Source organism: Nocardia asteroides (genome assembly GCF_021183625.1).
Classification (GTDB): Bacteria; Actinomycetota; Actinomycetes; order Mycobacteriales; family Mycobacteriaceae; genus Nocardia; species Nocardia asteroides_A.
Map to the genome: position 1 here is coordinate 6,934,477 of NZ_CP089214.1, position 19,305 is coordinate 6,953,781.

A 19,305-nucleotide genomic window follows, 5' to 3' on the forward strand; every position below is an offset into this window, starting at 1 on the left:
ATTCCTTTCGGGGGCGAGTTCAGGCCGCGGCGGTCGCGGCCGCGGGGCGGATGTGCGCGCGGGCGAAGCGCGCGATCTCGGCGGTGAGCGCGCGGCTCTCCGGCAGGTAGGGGAAGACGACCGGGAAGGCGTGGATCTGGCCGTACCAGAGGTGCAGCTCGCACGGCACGCCCGCCGCGGTCAGCCGCTCGGCCATGACCTCGGAGTCGAGCCGGAGGAACTCGTCGTCGCAGGCGGCGAGCAGCGTCGGCGGCAGCCCGGCCAGCGTGCCGGAGACGGGGGAGAGCGCGAGGTCGAGGCGGCCGTCGCGGGTGCAGCCCAGTTCGGCGATGCGCGGGAAGGCGGCGGTCGGCAGGTATGCCTCGGTGGCGGCATTGCGGTGCGCGAGCTTGGCGGTCAGATCCAGGTCGAGCCAGGGGCTGAGCGCGACCACCGCGGCCGGGGCCGGTAGCTGCGCGGCGGCGGCGGCGATCGCGGTGCTCAGCGCGAGGAAGCCGCCTGCCGAGTCGCCCGCGAAGACCACCGACCCCGGCGCGGCGCCCCGCTCGAGCAGCCAGCGGTAGGCGGCCAGGCAGTCGCGCACCGACTCCGGCACCGTCGCCTCGGGCAGGTAGCGGTAGCGCACCTGGACCACCGGCAACCCCGTCGCCAGGGTGAGCTCGGCGGCGAAGCGGCGGTGCGTGTGCAGCCCGCCCGCGACGAAACCGCCACCGTGGAAATAGAGCAGCGCGCCTGCGCCGAACCCCGCCGCGACACCGGCGGCGCGCAGCACCGCCCCCCGCACCTCCGCCCCGCGCACCGGCTCGACCCGGACGGCGGTGCGCACCGGCAGCAGCCGCGCGCCGGCATCGACCAGCGAACCGGCGCGCAGCGCGAGCGGGGAGATGGGCACCAGGCGCAGCACCGGGCGGACCAGTTCGCGCACCGCGGCGGTGGCGAGCCGGGAGCGCAGGCTGGGGTGGCGGCGGGCGCCCGCGCCGAAGTGGTGCCTGGTGGTGGGAGTCATGGCGTCGCCTCTCTGGCACGTCCGAAAAAGATGAAGCAAGCGTTTCATCTTGAAACGGTTGATGTCAATACCGCCCCGGGATGGGAAGATCGCCGCATGAGCTCTCCGAAGCTGTGGCGCGGGCAGACCCTGCGGGACCGCTCCCTGGATCGCCGTGAGCAGATGCTCGATGTCGGCGAGGAACTGCTCGGCACCGGCGGCGCCGCCGCGGTGACCACCCGCGCGGTCATGCGGCAGACGAACCTGAGCCCGCGCTACTTCTACGAAACCTTCGACACCCGCGAGGATCTCGTGATCGCGGTCTACGACCGGGTGGAGACGCGGCTCTTCGAGCGCATGCGCGGTGTCTCCACCGCGGCCGGGCTGCGCGCCGCCATCAGGGAGATCTTCGAGATCTGCGCGCGGTACTTCGAGGAGGAGCCCGGCCGCGCCCGGATCCTGCTGCGCGAGCCGCTCGCCGACGACACCCTGCGCGCGCACAGCGCCGACCGCGCCCCCGCCTTCCTGCGGCTGCTCATCCCGATCCTCGGCGCGGAGGCGGGCGCGGTGGTCCCCGACGGCGACGAGGAGCTGGCGCTCGGCGCGGCCGCGCTCGGCGGCAGCCTGGTCTCGCTGTACCTGGAGTGGACCGACGGGCGGCTCGCCGTCGGGCGCGACCGGCTCGCGGACGCGGCGGTCGCCGTGGTCTTCGCGGTGCTCGGGGCGGTGCGCGAGCAGGGCTGACGCGCGCGGCCCTTGACAAGGGCGGGCCACAAGTTGAAACATGCGCTTCATATTGAAGCGACCGTTACTGCTTGCTGTCCGCCCGGAAGGACCCGCGCCGATGATCACCGAATCCCGTTCCACCCCCGACCGAAACATCGTGATCATCGGCGCCGGCATCGCCGGGATCGGCATGGCGATCCTGCTGCGCCGCAACGGCATCGAGGACTTCACCGTGCTCGAGCGGGCAGGCGACATCGGGGGCGTCTGGCGCGACAACACCTACCCCGGCGTCGGCGCCGACGTGCCCTCCTTCAGCTACCAGTACTCCTTCGAGAAGAATCCGCACTGGTCACGGCTCTTCCCCAGGGGCGAGGAGATCAAGGCGTACCTCGACCACTGCGTGCGCAAGTACGACATCGCTCGGCACATCGAGTTCGGCACCGAGGTGCTGGAGCGGCGCTGGGACGAGGGTGAGCGGCGCTGGCACCTGCGCACCGGCGACACCGAGTTCACCAGCCGCTACGTCATCAGCGCGCTCGGCCCGTTCGTGAACGCGCGCACCCCCGCGATCCCCGGGCTCGCCGACTTCACCGGCGCCGTCATGCGGTCCCAGCACTGGGATCACGACCGCGACCTCACCGGGCTGCGGGTCGGCGTGGTCGGCACCGGCGCCAGCGCCGTGCAGCTGGTGCCGCACGTCGCCGAGCGGGCGGCGCACCTGAGCGTGTTCCAGCGCCGCGCCATCCACGTGCTGCCCAAGCTCGACCTGCCGGTGCCCGAGCCGGTGCAACGCGCCCTGGCGGGCGTGCCAGGGGCGCAGCACCTGCTCCGCTACGCGTTCACCGCCCAGGTCGAGGCGCTGCTCGTCGCGGTCGCCGCCTACGGCCGCTCGGTCGCGCCGCTGGCCCGCGGGCTCTCGGCCACCAGCAGGGCGCTGCTGCGCAGCCAGGTGCGCGATGCCGGGCTGCGCGCGGCGCTCACCCCGGAGTACGACTTCGGCTGCAAGCGCCCGAGCGTCTCCAACGCCTGGTACCGCACCTTCGCCAGGGACGACGTCGCGCTCGTCACCGACCCCATCGAGCGCGTCACCGCCACCGGCATCCGCACCGCGGACGGCACCGAGCACGAGCTCGACGTCCTCGTGCTCGCCACCGGCTTCCACTTTGCGCACGAGCCGGTCAACTACCGGATCTCCCCGGTGCGCACCTCCGACGGCTTCGACCTGGCCGAGTTCTTCGAGCACGAGCCGCTGCAGTCCTACGAGGGCGTCAGCCTGCCGCAGCTGCCGAACGCCTTCTCGCTCTTCGGCCCCTACTCCTGGTCCGGCGGCTCCTACCACGTCATGGTCGAGACCCAGGCCGGCCACATCATCCGGGTGCTGCGCGAGGCCGAGCGCCGCGGCGCCGACCGGATCGCCGTCCGGCCGGAGGCGAACGCGCGGTTCCTGGAGTTCGTCCGGGCCCGCGCCGCGAACTCGCTGCTCGCCATCAGCAACTGCGCCCCGGCGGGCAGCTACTACTTCGACCACCACGGCGACTTCAGCTCGCTGCGCCCGACCACCGGGCTGCAGGCCTGGTGGACCAGCCGCACCTTCCCGCTCGACGACTACAGCTACGCCTGACCGGCCGCCAGCGCCCGCACCAGCAGGCTCGCGATCACCGCCTGCCCGGTCGTGGCGAAGTGGATGCCGTCCGCGCTGAGCAGGTCGGGGCGGTCGTTGAGCGGGTGCGCCCAGCAGTCGGCGACGGCCGCGCCGTGCTCCCCGGCCAGGGCACGGGTGAGGTCGTTGAGCCGGGCGACGCGGTCGGTGAAGTCCGGGAACGCGGGGATCAGGAAGGCCCGGCCGAGGGTGAAGACGCTCAGCCGGGCGCCCGTGCCGCGCGCCCAGGCGTACATGGCGCCGAGATCGTCCTCGATCCGGTGCCAGTCCGGGGTGCGGCGGATGATGTCGTTCGCGCCGCTGTTCAGGTGCAGCAGGTCGGGTTCGAACGCCTCGATGCGCCCGGCCTGCTCGCGCAGCGCGTGCGCGGTGGTGACGCCGACCCGCGCCGTGTTCAGGTAGGCGAGGTCGGGTCTGTTCAGCCGGAGTGCGCGCGCGACCCGGTCCGGCCAGCCGAGGTCCTCGTACCCCGGGGTGGCGTCGCCGACGCCGAGCGAGAGGCTGTCGCCGAAGACGCCGAACCGGCGCCACGGGGCGGCCGCGAGCAGCGCCGCGGCGGCGTCGGGGGCGAGCACGTCGGGGTCGGCGGCCTCGGTCGCTGCCAGGAATCGCGCGGTCATCGGCTCGCCACCCGCTCCGGCCGGATGCCGAGCGCGGTCACCGCGCCCGCGAGGACGAGCACCGTGATGAAGATCCAGCCCTGCCGGAAGCCGCTGCCCGCGGAGAGCTCGGCCCGGCTGCCGAGGATCGTCACCAGCGCGGCGACGCCCAGCGCGTACCCGGCCTGGCGCGCGGTATTGACCACCGCGCTCCCCGTCGCGGTGTCCGCGGGGGGCAGCCCGGCGACGGCGGCGCCGATCACGGTCGGCATGGCGATCCCGATCCCGGCCCCGATCACGACCCACCCGGGCAGGACGCCGGTGGCGTACTCCACCCCGCCGCCGAGCGCGAGCAGCGCCGAGCCGAGCCCGAACACCGCCAGCCCGGCCGCCACCACGTGCCCGGGCCGCACCCCCGCGGCCACGCGCTGGGTGAGCGCCGCGAAGAGCGGAACGGCCAGCGGGCCCGGCAGCAGGGCGAGCCCGGCCTCGAGCGGGCCGTACCCGGCGACGTTCGCCAGCCACAGCGCCACGCTCAGGAAGACCGCGCTGAACGCGCCGGTGAAGAGCAGAATCGTCAGGTTGGCGACGCCGAACCCGGGCGCGCGGAACAGCTTCGGCGGAATCACCGGCGCCGGATGGACGCGGACCCGGTGCACCAGCAGCGCGACGGCGAGCGCCGCGACCGCCGCCGTCAGCAGCATCCGGGGCGAGCCCCAGCCCCACTCCCCGGCCCGCACCAGCCCGAACGACACGCCGCCGACCGCGACCGCGATGGCCAGCGCGCCGACCGGGTCGGGAATCCGCGTCCGCGCGGACGGCGTCGACGGCGGAAGCAGCCGCGCGGCCACCACCAGCGCGACCAGCCCGATGGGCAGGTTGAGCAGGAACGCCCACCGCCACGATCCCTCCGCCAGCAGCCCGCCGATCACCGGGCCGAGCGCGCCGGCGAACGACGAGCTGGTGGCCCAGATCCGCACCGCGCCGGCCCGGCGGTCCGCCGGCAGCACCTCCAGGATCAGTCCGAGGCCGGCCGGGGTCAGCACCGCCGCGCCGATCGCCTGGAGCACCCGGAAGCCGATCAGCACGCCGAGCGTCGGCGCCACCGCGCAGCCGAGCCCGGCGAGCGTGAACAGCCCCAGCCCGACGAGGAATCCCCGCTTGCGCCCGTACCGATCGCAGAGGCTGCCCGCAGGCACCAGGCAGGCCGCGTACACCACGATGTACCCGGTCAGGACCCAGCTGAGCGCGGCGAGCGAGGAGCCGGGGTAACTCGCCCCGATCGAGGTGAAGGCCACGTTCACGATGAACAGGTCGAGCATCGTCATGAACGTGGCGGCGCAGAGCAGTGCGATGGTCCCGGTGGCGGCCTCGGGGGCTACCTGGCCGGTGCGGGGTCGTGAATCCGTAGGGGGCACAGCCACTCCCAGTGAGTTGGAAAAGCGAACTCACTCATCGTGGGGGAGTGGGTTTGAAAAAGCAACCCACTGGGGTGGAGAATGGGGCCATGCCAGCGGCACCTGCCGGGAAGACCCCGCGCGACTGCACGATCGCCGACGCCCTCGAGGTCGTCGGCGATCGCTGGAGCCTGCTGATCGTGCGCGAGCTCTTCTACGCCCAGCAGCGCTTCACCGAGGTCGTGCGCAACACCGGGGCGCCGCGCGATATCGCGACGGCCCGGCTGCGCAAGCTCGTCGAGCACGGGGTCATCGCCCGCGAGCAGTACAGCGAGCGGCCCGCCCGCTACGCCTACCGGCTGACCGAGTCCGGGCGCGCCCTCGCGCCGGTGCTGCTCGCGCTCAAGCGCTGGGGGCACGAGTACGTGCGCGACGGCGCCGATCCGGTGCGGTTCGACCACAGCTGCGGGCACGAGTTCGTCGGCGCGCTGCACTGCTCCGCCTGCGGAGACCCGTTCGAGTCGGGATCGCTGACGCCGCATCCCTGAATTCCGGTGCGGCCCGCGCGCTCAGGCGGCGAAGAGCTCCAGGCGGGGTGAGGGCTGGATGTCGCTGTAGTGCGCGGCATCGCCCTTGACGACCCGGCCTGTGGTGCCGTTGACGTCCACCGGCACGTCCCCGGCGAGCGTGATCCGGTGCAGCTCGCGCTCCTGGTTCCCGTAGTCGGCGATCCCGTAGTGCTGGGTGGCCCGGTTGTCCCAGATCGCGATGTCGCCGAGCCGCCAGTTCCACCAAAACGTGTTCTCCAGCTTGATGATTCGCGCCTGCAACAGCTGGTACAGCGAGTGGAACTCGGCGGAGCCGAGCCCGATGAAGCTCTTGGCGAAGTGGCCGAGCAGCAGCGAGCGCTCGCCGGTCTCCGGGTGCACTCGGACGACGGGGTGCACCGTCTCGTACTCGGTGCTGGTGAACTCCTGGTAGTTCGCGGGGGTGGTGCGCCCGGCTGTGCTGGTCTGGGCCGCGTAGTCGTAGAGGTTGCTGTGCGTCGCCCACAGCTCCTCGGTGAGCGCGCGCAGCGCGGGGGGTAGCTGCTCGTAGGCGGCGACGGTCGAGGCCCAGGTGGTGGCGCCGCCGTAGCCGGGGAGGGTGACGGCGCGCAGGATCGAGGCCTTGGGGATGCGGTCGACGAAGGTGACGTCGGTGTGCCAGCTGTTGGCGGCGCCGTCGATGGTGAGCAGCCTGGCGCCCTTGGAGGTCAGCGTCGGGTGCGGCTCGGTGGGCGTGCCGAGCAGCTCGGCGAAGGCGTACTGGGATTCGTCGTCGAGCTGGTGCTGGCCCTCGAAGACGACGACCCTATTGATGGCGAGCGCCAGTCGGATCGCCTCGACCCGCTCGGCGGGCAGGTCGCCGCCGAGCCGGACGGCGCCGATCCGCGCGCCGATGTGCGCACCGAGCTTCTCGACGGTGATCCCGCCCTGCCGGTAGATCTCCGCGGCGCCGGCCTCGCGGTCGGCCCGGATGTCGTTCTGTGCGAGTGTCATTGTCCCGATCTCCTCATTCGCCGAGCAGGAAGTTGCCGATGTATTCGCGGACGCTGTCGCTGCTCGGCGGGTGGAAACTGCCCGCGCGCACGTCCCGGTAGAGCCGCTCCAGCTCGTTGCGGCGGTGGATGGAGCCGCCGCCGCCGATCTCCAGCGCGAGGTCGACGACGTCGCGCGCGCTGCGGGTGCCGTTCTCCTTGACTGCGAACAGCGCGAGCAGCAGCCGGTCGCCGAGGTCGTCCCCGCGGGCCAGCCGCTCGGTGATGTGGTCGAGGTGCGCGGTGGCCGCCTCCAGCGCCAGCTCGGCCTCGGCCGCGTGGTACTGCACGAACGGCTTCCCGCCGACCGGGCGGTTGCCCAGGCTCAGCACGGTCCTGGTCCGCGCCTGCTCCAGCGCCACGTCGGCGGCCCGCCTTGCGATGCCGAGGTAGACGTTGACCAGCGCCGGGATCGCCCACGGCAGGATCGAGGCGATGAACGGGCCGGGGTTGTCGCCCGTGTCGTAGACGTCGGCCACGTGCTCGGTGGCTACGAACACGTCGGTCAGCACGGTGTCGTGGCTGGCGGTGGCCCGCACGCCGAGCGTGTCCCAGGTCTCGACCGTGCGCACACCCTCGCTGGTCCGCGGGACGAAGGCGTGCACGATGCGCGGCCGCTCCGGGTCGCTGTCGTCGCGGGCGTGGATGCCCAGCCGGTCCAGCGAGCTGTCGCCCGCGGCGATCCGGTCGGCCAGCGGACCGGTCCAGTACAGGTGCATGTTCACGCCGAGCGCGGTGGCGGGCGCCCAGTACGCGAGCGCCCGCTGCGCCCGGTTGAACTGCGGCAGCGTCCACCCCAGCCCGCCGTGGCTCACCGGGATCGCCGCGCGCAGGTAGCCGATCGCCCTGAGCTCGTCGAGGTCCTCGGCGAAGAAGCGGTTCTCGCGGTCGTACTCCGGCGCCCGCTCGTGGAAGCCGCGCAGCAGCGCCTCGGGCAGCACGCCCGGCTCCAGCGTCGCCCGGATCGGTGGAGCGGCGAGATCTGTCATGGCGCACTGTCCCCTCGTCTTGCGTCACCCGTCCGCGAGCGACGTGGCAAGGGTGACGGTAGGAGGCGGCGGTGCGGGGCGGAAGGAATGGAGTCAGCGCGAGTGCAACGGTGGGCGCGGCTGCATTGCGCGTCAAGGCATTACGCGCCGCCACCGAGACCGAGCAGTTCGGTGTTGCCGTGCTTGGCCGCCTCGGTCTCGATGGTGGACTCGCGCCGGAACGGGTCACCCGCTCCCGTCGTGATCAGGTTGTACAGGCTGTTCGTGAGGTAACCGCCCCAAGCGTTCGTGCACACGTCGTAGCACTCGCCCGCGGGGTGCAGGCCGACGTGGGTGAAGCGGATCTCGGTGCGGCCGTCGCGCTCGGCGAGGTCGAAGACCACATCGGTGTCCTCCCACTCCGCGGTGTCCGCGACGAAGGACAGGAACGAGTCGGTGACGTGCCAGACCAGGCGCTCGCCGGGCACGGACTCGGTGGTGGTCATGGTGCAGCGGTGCACGTCGGGCACCTCGAAGCGGTAGCTGTCGCCCACCGTTCCGGTGCTGCCGACGATGGTCTCCGACCACCAGCCGCGCACGTCTTCGATCGCCGCGAAAGCCTGCTCGCGGGTGGCGTCGACGGTGATGGTGACGGTGAAATCAGTTGTGCTCATTGGGGATTTCCTTCCTGACGGTCCAGATGGGCGCGGAGCGCGGCGAGCGGGCCGTCCCAGTCCCGCGCCAGCGCGGCGAGGAATTGCTGGGCCACCCGCATCGGCGCGGAGTCGAGGTGGTAGCGGACGCGGCGGCGCTCGCCGGGCTCGGCGATCACCAGCCCCGCCTCCGCGAGCAGGGCGAGGTGCTTGGCGATCGCCTGCCTGGTGATGGGGAGCCGGTCGGCGAGGCCGGTCGCGGTGGCGGGGCCGTCCGCGGCGAGGGTGGCGAGGATCGAGCGCCTGCTCGGGTCGGCGAGCGCGGTGAAGACCCGCTCGGCGGTGGCCTCGAGTTCAGGCCGCATCGAGGTACCGGTCGAGCTCGGCGAGCTCCTTGGCCCAGCCGTCGGTGTTGCCGTCGAACGCGACCCTGTGCGCGTCGTCGGTGAGCTGCGCGAACCCGGTCTCCACCACGGTGAGCCTGGTACCGGAGCCTGCCGGCTCCAGGGTGAACTCGACGTAGGTGCGGCGTGGGTCGTCCTCCGGCAGGCCGTGGATGTGCCAGGTGAAGCCGAAGACCGACGGCTCCTCGACCCGCTCCACCCGCAGGTGCTCGGTGTGCTCGCCCGACCAGGTGAGCTGGGCGGCGCCACCGGGGCGCAGGTCGATGCGGGCGCTGTCGCCGAACCAGCCGCCGAGCCCCTCGGCGGTGGTGACCGCCGCCCAGACGGTGGCGGGCGGCTGGGTGAGGTCGATGGTGCGGACGATGCGGTCGGGAAAGCTCATGTCGTGCTCCTCTATAGCAACCAGTTGATTGCCATAGACGCTATTGCAACCTTTCGGTTGCGTCAAGGTGTGTGCCGATTCGGTCAGTTGACCAGTTGGGTGGTTGTCGCCCGCGGACCCGGATCCCTACCATCCGGTAACCGGATCCCTGCCATCGAGGACAGTGCGACGATGCCTTCTCACCCTGGCGACAGCGGAATCACCCGCCGCGGCCTGCTCGGCGGCGCGGCGGCCGCCACCACCCTCGCCGCGCTCGGCACGAACGCCGCGCTCGGCACGAACCCCGCCTGGGCCGCGCCGGGCGGCGGTGACGCCGACGCCATCGTCGTCGGCGCCGGGCTGGCGGGGCTGGTCGCCACCGGCGAGCTCGTCGCCGCGGGGCGCCGCGTGCTGCTGCTCGACCAGGAGCCGGAGGCGAGCCTGGGCGGGCAGGCGTTCTGGTCGCTCGGCGGGCTCTTCCTCGTCGGCTCGGTGGAGCAGAAGGTCGCCGGGATCAGGGACTCCTTCGAGCTGGCGCGCGCGGACTGGTTCCGCACGGCCGGCTTCGATCGCGGGGTCGGCGACCCGCTCGGCGAGGACCACTGGGCCGCCCGCTGGGCCGAGGCCTACCTGCACTTCGCCGCCGAGGAGAAGCAGGCGTGGCTCTTCCGGGAGGGCGTGCGCTGGGTGCCGATCGTCGGCTGGGCCGAGCGCGGCGAGGGGCCGCAGACCCCGGGCAACTCGGTGCCGCGCTTCCACATCACGCTCGGCACCGGGCCGGGGGTGGTGGAGCCGTTCGAGCGCAAGGTGCGGCAGGCGCCGGAGCGGCTGCTCACCCTCGCGTTCCGGCACCGGGTGGACGAGCTGGTCACCACCGGCGGCGCGATCTCCGGGGTGCGCGGCGCCATCCTGGAGCCGAGCGGCGCCGCGCGCGGCACGCCGAGCTCGCGCACCGAGGTCGGCGAGTTCGAGCTGCGCGCCCCGATCGTCATCGTGACCTCCGGCGGCATCGGCGCGAATCACGAACTGGTGCGGCGTAATTGGCCCGCCCGGCTCGGCGCCCCGCCTGCCCGGCTGAGCACCGGGGTGCCCGCGCACGTCGACGGGCGGATGCTCGGCATCGCCGAGGCGGCGGGCGCGCGGCTGGTGAACCGGGACCGCATGTGGCACTACACCGAGGGCATCGTCAACCCGTCGCCGATCTGGCCCGGGCACGGGATCCGGGTGCTGGCCGCGCCGTCCTCGATGTGGTTCGACGCCGTCGGCAGGCGGTTCCCCAGTCCGGGCATCCCCAGCGTCGACACCCTCGGCACGCTCGAGCTGATCACCGCGACCGGCTACGACTACTCCTGGTTCGTGCTCAACAAGCGGATCGTCGACAAGGAGTTCGTGCTGTCGGGCTCCGAGCAGAACCCGGAGCTGACCGCCAAGGACCTCGTCGGCTACCTCGCCATGCGCGCCTTCAACGACACCCCGCCGCCGGTGCGGAATTTCCTGGACCGGGGCGAGGACTTCGTCATCGCCGATACCCTCCCCGAACTGGTCGCCGGGATGAACCGGCTCACCGGCACCGACCGCATCGCCCTCGACGCCATGCAGACGCAGATCGCCGCGCGCGACGCCGAGATCGGCAACCCGGCCAGCACCGACCCCGGCATCGTCGCGCTGCGCCGCTCCCGCGCCTACATCGGCGACAGCCTCGCCCGCACCACCGAGCCGCACCGCCTGCTCGACCCCGCCGCCGGGCCGCTCATCGCCATCCGGATGAACATCCTCACCAGGAAGACCCTCGGCGGATTGCAGACCGACCTCGCCGGGCGGGTGCTCGACGCCGCGGGCGCCCCGATCCCCGGGCTGTACGCGGCGGGCGAGGCGGCCGGATTCGGCGGCGGGGGAGTGCACGGGTACCGCGCGCTGGAGGGCACCTTCCTCGGCGGCTGCCTGTTCTCCGGGCGCGAGGCGGGGCGCGCCGCCGCCCGCGAAAGTGCCTGACCGGGAAGCCGACGGGGATGCGCCACAACGGTTTCGGGGGATAGGGCGTTGCGCGCGGCTGGGTCGGCTGTAGCATGGCCGCCGATGGGGCTCGTGCCGCCGGTGCGGGTCGCATCATCTCGGATACCGAGCTGCCGAGACCTTCGGGTCTCGGCAGTCTCCGGCCTGGTTCGAGACATGTACACATTGCGCTATGCGCATCAAACACTTTGTTGCATCAGCTGCGGAGCGGGTCGAAAGCAGCAGGGACGGCGGCAGACGGTATGCGACGGAGTTCGGTGCGCGATGCGAGGGTCCCCTGTGCGCCGGGTGCCGGCTCCGGGGGCGGTACCGAGCTGCCGGGGCAACAGTCGGCGAACTACGGCGACCAGCAGTTTTGTCCGGAAGGGATCACGGTCCGGTCTCGGCCGCCGTGATCAGGCGACAGCCGGGTAACAGCTTGGCCCCGTGCTGATTTCGATCAGCCCCGTCCGTTGCTCGACCGCACCGCCGTATTGCCGCCCCGGACCGCGCGGCCTACGGTCGAACCCCACAGTTCGTGATCACGGCGAAGCTCGCCGTATCGGGGTCCCCGGGGAGTTCGCGATGGGTCAGAAACCTAGGCCGACGACGGCGCCGCCGGGGCGGGCGCGCCCGGTGTGCCTGCGGGACTACTGGGCGAGCCCGGCGCGGGTGCTGCTGGTCGAGGACGATCCGGCGACCGCGGAGATGATCACCATCGTGCTCGCCGGCCAGAGCCTGATCGTCGACCACCTCGCGGCGGGCGCACAGGCCGCCGCCTACGCGCAGAAGCACCGGCCGGGGCTGATCCTGCTCGACCTCATGCTCACCGATCTGCACGGGGTCGCGGTGTGCCGGGCGCTGCGCGCGGTCTGCGCGACGCCGATCGTGATCGTCTCCGCCACCCGCGAGGAGGCGGTGATCGCGGCGGCCATGGCGGCGGGCGCGCACGACTACCTGCCCAAGCCGTTCGCCGTGCACGACCTGCTCGCGCACGTCGACACCCACCTGCCGCCCACCTCGGCGCCGCTGCCGATCACCCTGCCCGGGCCGCAGTCGGCGGCGTCCTCGCTGGTCGGCGCGGTGACTGCCGGGCAGCGCGCGGTTCGCTGATCCGAAAGCTGGTTCCGGACAGCAGTATTGTCCTACGCTGTACGGACTGGGGGACGGAACGACCCGGGAGAACGATGGCCACCCTCGAACAGTGCTATACCGATCTCGTCGAGGCCATCGAGGGGCTCGCGACGGTGCCCGATCCGAGCAGCCTCGCCGACCTGCGCGAACAGCACGCCGAGCTCGACGCCCGGTGCAGGCGCAGCACCCTCACCGCGCACGAGCGGCACCGCCTGCGCCGCGCCAGCCTGGAGGCCGATCGGCTGCTCGAGGAGGCGGAGGCGCGGGCGCGCACCGCGGCGCCGTCCGGCTACTCCGTCGCCACGGGCGGCGGGCTGAGCGCGGACACCATCACCGACCTGCGGGCGGCGCTGGATCGCTACCACGATCGGGGCCGGTTCCACTAGCGAGGCAGCTCCCGGCCCGCTCGAGCAGCAGGGTGCGCTCGGCGGTGTTGCCGGTCATGGCGGCGGCGCGCTCGAACTGCGCCCTGGCCTCGGCGGGGTGCCCGAGCGTGCGCAGCAGGTCGCCGCGGACGGCGGGGAGCAGGTGGTAGCCGCGCAGCGCCGGCAGCTCGGCGAGCTCGTCGACCAGCGCGAGCGCGGCCGCCGGGTTCCCGGCGCGCGCCACGGCCACGGCCCGGTTCAGCGCGACCACCGGCGAGCCGGTGAGCGTGCCGAGCTCCGTGTAGAGCGCGGCGATCCGCTGCCAGTCCGTGGCCGCCGGCTCCGGTGCGCGGGCGTGGCAGGCGGCGATCCTGGCCTGTAGCACGTAGGAGCCGGTGCCGCCGAGGCCGTCCGCGCGGCGCAGCGCGCCCTCGGCGTGCGTGATGAGCAGCCGGTCCCAGCGGGCGCGGTCCTGGCGGTCGAGCGGCACCGGGGCGCCGTCGGCGCCGGTGCGGGCGCGCAGCCGGGAGCCCTGGAACTCCATGAGCGCCACCAGGCCGTGCGGCTCCGGTTCGCCGGGGGCGAGCGCGGCGAGCATCCGGCCCAGCCGCATGGCCTCCGCGCAGAGCTCGGCCCTGGTCCAGGAGTCGCCCCCGGTGGCGGCGTACCCCTCGTTGAAGATCAGGTAGACGACCTCGAGCACCGAGCCGAGCCGGGCGTCCAGCTCCGCCCCCGCCGGAACCTCGAACGGCACGCCCGCCTCCGAGAGCGTCTTCTTGGCCCGGGAGATCCGCTGCCCGACGGTGGCGGAGGGGACCAGGAAGGCGCGGGCGATCTCGCCGGTGGAGAGCCCGGCCACGGTCCGAAGCGTGAGCGCGACCCTGGCGTCGCGGCCGAGCAGCGGGTGGCAGGCGGTGAACATGAGCCGCAGGATGTCGTCGCCGACCTGCCGGTCGAGGTCGAGCGCGGCGATCGGGTCGAACCCGTCGGGGAGGTCGCGGGCGAGCAGTGCGAGCTTGCGGCGCAGGGTGGCGCGGCGGCGGACCGCGTCGACCGCGCGCCTGCGGGCGACGGCGAGCAGCCAGGCGCCCGGCTTGGCCGGGACGCCGGTGCGCGGCCACTGCTCCAACGCCGCGAGCAGCGCGTCCTGGGCGAGGTCCTCGGCCAGGTCCAGGTCACCGACGGTGCGGGCGAGGACGGCGGTCACCTGCGCGGCCTCGATCCGCCAGACCGCGGCGACGGTGCGCCGACCCGCACTGCTCACCCGCGGCCCTACGCCTCGGCCGCCAGGTCGGCGAAGTCCTCGGGGCCGTAGAACGGCCGCACCTCGACCACGCCGCCGCGGATCGGGGCCCGGCGCACCCACTCCAGCGCCTCCTCGAGCGAGGAGACCTCCCAGATCTGGTAGCCGGCGATCAGCTCCTTGGTCTCGGCGAACGGGCCGTCGAGCACCGCCGAGCCGCCGTCGTCGTCGAAGCTCACCCGCTTGCCCGCCGAACTCGGCTTCAGGCCGTCACCGGCGAGGACGATGCCCGCCCTGGTGAGCTCCTCGGTGTAGGCCTCCATGGCGGCGAACTCCGCCGCGGTGGGCGGGATGCCCTTCTCGGTGGCCTCGGTGGCCTTACCCAGCACCATGACGCGCATATCGTCGCTCCTTCGTCGCACCGGGCCGGTCCACCGTGCGCGGACCGTTCCAACCCTGGCTCACCTCTCCGTCGATCGGCAACCCGGGTTTTCGACACGGCGGTCAGAGGGTGCGGAGGCGGGCGCAGACGGCGCGGTGGATTTCGGCGAGCCCGACATCGGCGTCCGCCTCGACCCACTCCTCGAAGGCGAGGTGCAGGGCGATCTGCGCGATCTGCGCGATCATCCGCAGCCGGGCGCGGTCCGCGGGGGAGCATCGGCCGTCGAGCGGGGCCAGCGAGCGCAGGGTGCAGTCCGCGTGCCTGGCGACGGCGGCCCGGCTGAGCGAGGCGTCGGTGGCGACCAGCTTCTGGATGCGCCTGGTGGTGGCGGCGACCTCGCTCTGCTCGTCGGCGCCGATGCCCGCGATCACCGCGGCGAAGGCGGCCTCGACGTCGGCGAGGGTGAGCGTCGCGGGGTCGGTGGTCGCCAGGCAGTGGTCGAGCGCGGCGTCGAAGCCGTAGACGTCGAAGAGGACGCACTCCTCCTTGGTCGGGAAGTAGCGGAAGAAGGTGCGCTGGGAGATGCCTGCGGCGGCCGCGATCTCGTCGACGGTGGTGCGCTCGGCGCCCTGGCGCTCGAAGAGCGTGAGCGCGGCCGCGCGGATGTCGATCCTGGTCGCGTTCCGCCTGCGTGCGCGGAGATCGGGGGCGGCCGGAGAGTTCACCCGGCCAGAATACGCAGCGGCATTCGATGCCGATATGGCAGTCACTGACAGCATTGGATAGTCTGCCCCGGTACCAGCGGCACGACGATCGGATGGGGCACGTGACAGAGACCGAGGTGGCCGCGAGCGACGGCACCACCGGCGCGGCCGCGCGCCCGCCCGGCACGATCCTGCTGATCGGGCTGCTGCTGATCGCTGCCTTCGTGGTGATCCTCAACGAGACCATCCTGAGCGTGGCGCTGCCGACCCTGATGGTCGACCTCGGCATCACCGCCGCCACCGCGCAGTGGCTGACCAGCGGGTTCCTCCTCACCATGGCGATCGTCATCCCGACCACCGGCTTCGTGCTGCAGCGCTTCTCGATGCGCGCGATCTACATCGCGGCCATGTCGCTGTTCACCGCAGGCACGCTGATCGCCGCACTGGCGCCCGGGTTCGAGGTGCTCGTGGTGGCCAGGGTGGTGCAGGCGGTCGGCACCGCGCTGATGATCCCGCTGCTGATGACCACGATCCTGAACGTGGTGCCCGCGGCGTCGCGCGGCCGCACCATGGGGCTGGTCTCGATCGTGATCTCGGTGGCGCCCGCCGTCGGGCCGACCGTCTCCGGGCTGATCCTGCAGTCGCTGAGCTGGCGGGCCATGTTCTGGATCGTGCTGCCGATCGCGGTCATGGTGCTCGTACTCGGCGGGGTCTTCGTGCGCAATGTGACCGAGCCGCGCAAGGCGCACCTGGACTACGTCTCGGTGCCGCTGGCGGCGCTCGGCTTCGGCGGGCTGGTGTACGGGCTGAGCAGCATCGGCGAGTCGGCCTCCGGGCACGCGCCGGTGCCGCCGCCGGTCTCGCTCACGGTCGGCGCGGTGGCGCTGGTGCTGTTCGTGGTCCGGCAGCTGAGGCTGGTCGAGCGCGGGCGTGCGCTGCTCGACCTGCGCACCTTCGCGATCGGGCCGTTCCGGCTGGCGGTGGCGCTCATGGGCAGCCTCATGCTGACGCTGTTCGGCGCGCTCATCGTGTTGCCCATCTACCTGCAGAACGTGCTCGGCAAGGACGTGCTCACCACCGGGCTGGTGCTGCTGCCCGGCGGGCTGGTGATGGGGTTGCTCGCGCCGTTCGTCGGCGCGCTCTTCGACCGGTGGGGCGCGCGGCCGCTGGTGCTGCCAGGCACCATCGCGCTGAGCGCGGGCGTGTGGGTGCTGGCCACGCTGGACGAGCACTCCGCCATCGGGCTGGTGATCACCGCGCACGTGATCGTCAGCGCCGGGATCGCCTGCGCGCTCACCCCGCTCATGACCTCGGCGCTCGGCGCCCTCCCGGCCGAGCTGTACTCGCACGGCAGCGCGACGGTGAGCACGGTGCAGCAGGTGGCGGGGGCCGCGGGGACCGCACTGTTCATCACGATGATGACGCGCGGGACCGAGTCGGCGCTGCGCGGGGGTTCCGAGGTGGTGGCGGCTACCGCCGACGGCGTGCACACCGCGTTCCTGGCGGCGGGGGTGCTCTCGCTGGTGCTGGTGGCCGCGGCGGCGATGGTGCGGTCGCCGAAGAAGGTCACGGTCGAGTAGTCCGGGGCAGTTGTCTTGACTGCCGGATGGACATCCGTCTAATTTCAGGGTCGTACCGCGGTGGCTCCGGCCGCTCGCCCGAGACGATGATCGAGGTCCTGCGATGGGTGATCCGACCGAGCCGCTACTGGGCAGAGCCGCGCTGGTGACCGGCGCCGCGCGCGGGCAGGGCCGCGCGCACGCCGTTCGCCTGGCCGAGCTGGGCGCCGACCTGATCGTGGCCGACGTGTGCGCGCCGATCTCGCCCACCGTCACCTACCCCGCCCCCACCGCGGCCGACCTGGCCGAGACCGCGCGGCTGGTCGAGGCGACCGGGCGCAAGGTGCTGAGCAGGGTCGTCGACATCAGGGACCTGGCCGCGCAGCAGCAGCTGGTCGCCGACGGGGTCGCGCTCTTCGGGCGGCTCGACGTGCTGGTCGCCAACGCGGGCATCCTGAGCTGGGGCAGGCTCTGGGAGCTGAGCGAGGAGCACTGGGACCGCGTGGTCGAGGTCAACCTCTCCGGCACCTGGCGCACCGTGCGGGCGGCGGTGCCCGCCATGATCGAGGCGGGCAACGGCGGCTCGATCATCATCGTGAGCTCCTCGGCCGGGCTCAAGGCGACCCCGGGCAACGGCCACTACGCCGCCGCCAAGCACGGGCTGGTCGCGCTGACCAACACGCTCGCGCTGGAGGCGGGGGAGTACGGCATCCGGGTCAACTCCATCCACCCCTACTCGGTGGACACCCCGATGATCCAGCCCGACGCCATGATGGAGCTCTTCGGCAAGCACCCGTCGTTCCTGCACAGCTTCCCGCCGGTGCCGCTGAAGCTGGCCTCCGACGGGCAGAGCGGGTTCATGCCCGCCGAGGACGTCGCCGAGGTGGTCGGCTGGCTGGCGGGCCCCGGCTCCGGGCCGCTCACCGGGGTACAGATCCCGGTCGACGGCGGCGCGCTCAAGTACTGACGTGTTCACCTTCGAGGACGTCGAGAGCGCCGAGATCGACCGGCGGGCCGCCGTCTACGGCCCGCTCGCCGACGCCGTGCGCGAACTCGTCGACGCCACCATCCGCAGCACCGCCGCCGAGCCCGAGATCCGCGCGGCCGAGGCCGCGATCCGCGAGGTCACCGCGCGGCTGCGCCGCGACCAGCTGCCCGGCAGCTTCGGCATCAGCTACAACGGGAGCGGTACCGCCATGCCGTGGGGCAATGCCGCGATCGGGCTGCGCAACGCCATCGCGCCGCCGCTGGAGATCGAGCCGGACCCGGACGGCGGCTACCGCTGCGACGTCGTGCTCGGCGCCGCCTACGAGGGCCCGCCCGGCCACGTGCACGGCGGTGTCTGCGCCCTCGTCCTCGACCACATCGCCGGCGTCGCCGCCTCCGACGGGGTGCGCGCCACCTCCACCGGCACGCTCACCCTGCGCTACCGCCGCGGCACCCCGCTCGGGCCCCTGCGCGCCAGGGCGAGGGCCGAGCGCACCGAGGGGCTGAAGACCTTCGTCACCGCGACGCTCGGCGATGCCGCCGGCGTCACCGTCGAGGCCGAGGGGATCTTCATCGTGCCGAGCTGGGCCCGCTGAATCACGGTCGAGTGCCGGTGAATTCGGCGATGTCGGCGGCGATCCGCTCCGGGTACTCGCCGTTGAGCGCGTGCGAGGCGTCCGGGTAGACGCGCACGGTGCCGCCCGGTAGCGCGCGCTCGGCGGTCGCAACGGCCGTGCCTGGGTCGTGCATGACCGAGCGGCCCGCGATGATCGCCAGCACCGGCGGGCGCAGCTCGGCCAGCCGGTCCTCGGCGATCCGGGTCGGCGCGGGGAGTTCGAGGCGGTAGTGCCGCATGCCCGCCTCGATCATGGCGGCGACCGGCTCGTCCTCGACGGGGGCGCCGCCCGCGGTGTAGGAGTTGAAGCCGTCGCGCCAGGATTTCGGCAGCCAGGGCAGCGCGGCGGGCAGTGAGCGGACGATCGTGCCCAGCGGCAGGTCGTCGAAGACGTGCACCGGGTCGATCAGGGTGAGCGTGGCGATCTGCGCCGGGTCGTGCAGGGCGAGGTTGACCGCGGTCCAGCCGCCGATGGAGAGCCCGACCAGGTGGAAGGCGTCTTCGGGGAGCGCGGCGAGGGTCTCGTGCAGCCAGGCGGCGTGGTCCGCGTCGCCGGTGATCGGGCGCTCCTGGATGCTCAGCCCCGGCTCGCCGAGCAGGTCGACGGTGTAGACGTCGCCGAGTGCGAGCAGCCCGGGCAGGTTGGCGGCCCACACCGGGGTGGCCGAGGCGCGGCCGGGCAGCAGGACGAACGGGCGGGCCGCCGAGCGCTCACCGGTGAAGCGATAGACCCGGACCAGGCCGTAGCCGGTGCGGATGTCGAGGGTGCGCGCCGGTGCGGGAAGCGCGGCGAAGGCGGTGTCGTAGGCGGCGCGGAACCGGTCCTGACCGGCGGCGTCGTCCCAGTGCCCGATCGGGGCGGGGGTCCGCACCAGCAGGGCGATGCCCGCCGCCGCGAGGGCGGCGACGAGGGCGGTCGTTCGGGTCCGGCGCCACCGGCGCGAACGCTTCTCGGAGTCGGTCACAGTCGTCTCCTAACCGATCGGTAAGT

At 72.9% G+C, this 19,305-nt stretch carries 21 protein-coding genes; 9 read left to right on the forward strand and 12 right to left on the reverse strand.

The window, feature by feature from the left end:
- Positions 1 to 19: 19 nt before the first annotated feature.
- Positions 20 to 1,006, reverse strand: coding sequence for an alpha/beta hydrolase (locus LTT61_RS32305; protein WP_269821830.1), 987 nt, complete (start codon positions 1,004 to 1,006; stop codon positions 20 to 22).
- Between the two features lie 96 nt (positions 1,007 to 1,102).
- Between LTT61_RS32305 and LTT61_RS32310 the strand changes: the two genes are divergently transcribed.
- Both LTT61_RS32310 and LTT61_RS32315 read left to right on the forward strand, forming a co-directional pair.
- The gene (locus LTT61_RS32310) at positions 1,103 to 1,729 is read left to right on the forward strand and encodes a TetR/AcrR family transcriptional regulator (RefSeq protein WP_233017788.1); all 627 of its coding nucleotides are present in this window, start codon (positions 1,103 to 1,105) and stop codon (positions 1,727 to 1,729) included.
- Between the two features lie 100 nt (positions 1,730 to 1,829).
- Positions 1,830 to 3,332 (forward strand): flavin-containing monooxygenase, encoded by a 1,503-nt coding sequence (locus tag LTT61_RS32315; RefSeq protein WP_233017789.1) that lies wholly within the window; start codon positions 1,830 to 1,832, stop codon positions 3,330 to 3,332.
- Here LTT61_RS32315 and LTT61_RS32320 read toward each other — a convergent pair.
- Both LTT61_RS32320 and LTT61_RS32325 read right to left on the reverse strand, forming a co-directional pair.
- Entirely contained in the window at positions 3,323 to 3,991 is a 669-nt protein-coding gene (locus tag LTT61_RS32320) for an SGNH/GDSL hydrolase family protein (protein ID WP_233017790.1), read from the reverse strand. The two genes, LTT61_RS32315 and LTT61_RS32320, sit on opposite strands and share 10 nt — an antisense overlap.
- On the reverse strand, positions 3,988 to 5,388 hold the full coding sequence (locus LTT61_RS32325) for a DHA2 family efflux MFS transporter permease subunit (RefSeq protein WP_233017791.1): 1,401 nt from the start codon (positions 5,386 to 5,388) through the stop codon (positions 3,988 to 3,990). The genes LTT61_RS32320 and LTT61_RS32325 overlap by 4 nt, the downstream gene beginning before the upstream one ends.
- An 89-nt stretch (positions 5,389 to 5,477) precedes the next feature.
- On the opposite strand from LTT61_RS32325, the gene LTT61_RS32330 reads away from it, so the two are divergent.
- Positions 5,478 to 5,915, forward strand: coding sequence for a winged helix-turn-helix transcriptional regulator (locus tag LTT61_RS32330; protein ID WP_233017792.1), 438 nt, complete (start codon positions 5,478 to 5,480; stop codon positions 5,913 to 5,915).
- A 21-nt stretch (positions 5,916 to 5,936) separates the two neighbouring features.
- Here LTT61_RS32330 and LTT61_RS32335 read toward each other — a convergent pair whose 3' ends face one another.
- From LTT61_RS32335 to LTT61_RS32355, 5 genes are all read right to left on the reverse strand, one after another.
- Entirely contained in the window at positions 5,937 to 6,908 is a 972-nt protein-coding gene (locus LTT61_RS32335; protein WP_233017793.1) for a TauD/TfdA dioxygenase family protein, read from the reverse strand.
- Between the two features lie 13 nt (positions 6,909 to 6,921).
- Positions 6,922 to 7,935: an acyl-CoA dehydrogenase family protein gene (locus LTT61_RS32340; protein WP_233017794.1), complete on the reverse strand. Its 1,014-nt coding sequence runs from the start codon at positions 7,933 to 7,935 to the stop codon at positions 6,922 to 6,924.
- Between the two features lie 140 nt (positions 7,936 to 8,075).
- Positions 8,076 to 8,588 carry an SRPBCC family protein gene (locus tag LTT61_RS32345; RefSeq protein WP_233017795.1) on the reverse strand — a complete coding sequence of 171 codons (513 nt, stop codon included), beginning with the start codon at positions 8,586 to 8,588 and terminating at the stop codon, positions 8,076 to 8,078.
- The gene (locus LTT61_RS32350; protein ID WP_233017796.1) at positions 8,585 to 8,932 is read right to left on the reverse strand and encodes an ArsR/SmtB family transcription factor; all 348 of its coding nucleotides are present in this window, start codon (positions 8,930 to 8,932) and stop codon (positions 8,585 to 8,587) included. The genes LTT61_RS32345 and LTT61_RS32350 overlap by 4 nt, the downstream gene beginning before the upstream one ends.
- Positions 8,922 to 9,353 (reverse strand): SRPBCC domain-containing protein, encoded by a 432-nt coding sequence (locus LTT61_RS32355; protein WP_233017797.1) that lies wholly within the window; start codon positions 9,351 to 9,353, stop codon positions 8,922 to 8,924. Before LTT61_RS32355 ends, LTT61_RS32350 begins: the two co-directional genes overlap by 11 nt.
- Positions 9,354 to 9,524: 171 nt before the next feature.
- On the opposite strand from LTT61_RS32355, the gene LTT61_RS32360 reads away from it, so the two are divergent.
- From LTT61_RS32360 to LTT61_RS32370, 3 genes are all read left to right on the forward strand, one after another.
- Positions 9,525 to 11,324, forward strand: coding sequence for an FAD-binding dehydrogenase (locus LTT61_RS32360; protein WP_233017798.1), 1,800 nt, complete (start codon positions 9,525 to 9,527; stop codon positions 11,322 to 11,324).
- Positions 11,325 to 11,909: 585 nt separating this feature from the next.
- Positions 11,910 to 12,437 (forward strand): response regulator, encoded by a 528-nt coding sequence (locus LTT61_RS32365; RefSeq protein WP_233017799.1) that lies wholly within the window; start codon positions 11,910 to 11,912, stop codon positions 12,435 to 12,437.
- 74 nt (positions 12,438 to 12,511) lie between these two features.
- Positions 12,512 to 12,844, forward strand: coding sequence for a hypothetical protein (locus tag LTT61_RS32370; protein ID WP_233017800.1), 333 nt, complete (start codon positions 12,512 to 12,514; stop codon positions 12,842 to 12,844).
- On the opposite strand, the gene LTT61_RS32375 is transcribed toward LTT61_RS32370, so the two are convergent.
- The 3 genes from LTT61_RS32375 to LTT61_RS32385 all read right to left on the reverse strand — a co-directional run bounded on the left by LTT61_RS32375 (position 12,789) and on the right by LTT61_RS32385 (position 15,173).
- Positions 12,789 to 14,087, reverse strand: a complete 1,299-nt coding sequence (locus LTT61_RS32375) for an RNA polymerase sigma factor (protein ID WP_233017801.1) — start codon at positions 14,085 to 14,087, stop codon at positions 12,789 to 12,791. The genes LTT61_RS32370 and LTT61_RS32375 overlap by 56 nt on opposite strands.
- A gap of 8 nt (positions 14,088 to 14,095) precedes the next feature.
- Positions 14,096 to 14,467, reverse strand: coding sequence for a YciI family protein (locus LTT61_RS32380; protein WP_233017802.1), 372 nt, complete (start codon positions 14,465 to 14,467; stop codon positions 14,096 to 14,098).
- A gap of 103 nt (positions 14,468 to 14,570) precedes the next feature.
- The gene (locus LTT61_RS32385) at positions 14,571 to 15,173 is read right to left on the reverse strand and encodes a TetR family transcriptional regulator (RefSeq protein ID WP_233017803.1); all 603 of its coding nucleotides are present in this window, start codon (positions 15,171 to 15,173) and stop codon (positions 14,571 to 14,573) included.
- Between the two features lie 101 nt (positions 15,174 to 15,274).
- Between LTT61_RS32385 and LTT61_RS32390 the strand changes: the two genes are divergently transcribed.
- The 3 genes from LTT61_RS32390 (at position 15,275) to LTT61_RS32400 (ending at position 18,294) form a co-directional block, all read left to right on the forward strand.
- A complete protein-coding gene (locus LTT61_RS32390; RefSeq protein WP_420094721.1) occupies positions 15,275 to 16,732 on the forward strand; it encodes an MDR family MFS transporter in 1,458 nt (485 codons plus the stop codon).
- A gap of 103 nt (positions 16,733 to 16,835) precedes the next feature.
- A complete protein-coding gene (locus LTT61_RS32395) occupies positions 16,836 to 17,678 on the forward strand; it encodes a mycofactocin-coupled SDR family oxidoreductase (protein ID WP_233017804.1) in 843 nt (280 codons plus the stop codon).
- 1 nt (position 17,679) lies between these two features.
- A complete protein-coding gene (locus tag LTT61_RS32400; protein ID WP_233017805.1) occupies positions 17,680 to 18,294 on the forward strand; it encodes a PaaI family thioesterase in 615 nt (204 codons plus the stop codon).
- A 1-nt stretch (position 18,295) separates the two neighbouring features.
- On the opposite strand, the gene LTT61_RS32405 is transcribed toward LTT61_RS32400, so the two are convergent.
- Entirely contained in the window at positions 18,296 to 19,279 is a 984-nt protein-coding gene (locus LTT61_RS32405; protein WP_233017806.1) for an alpha/beta fold hydrolase, read from the reverse strand.
- Positions 19,280 to 19,305: the final 26 nt, after the last annotated feature.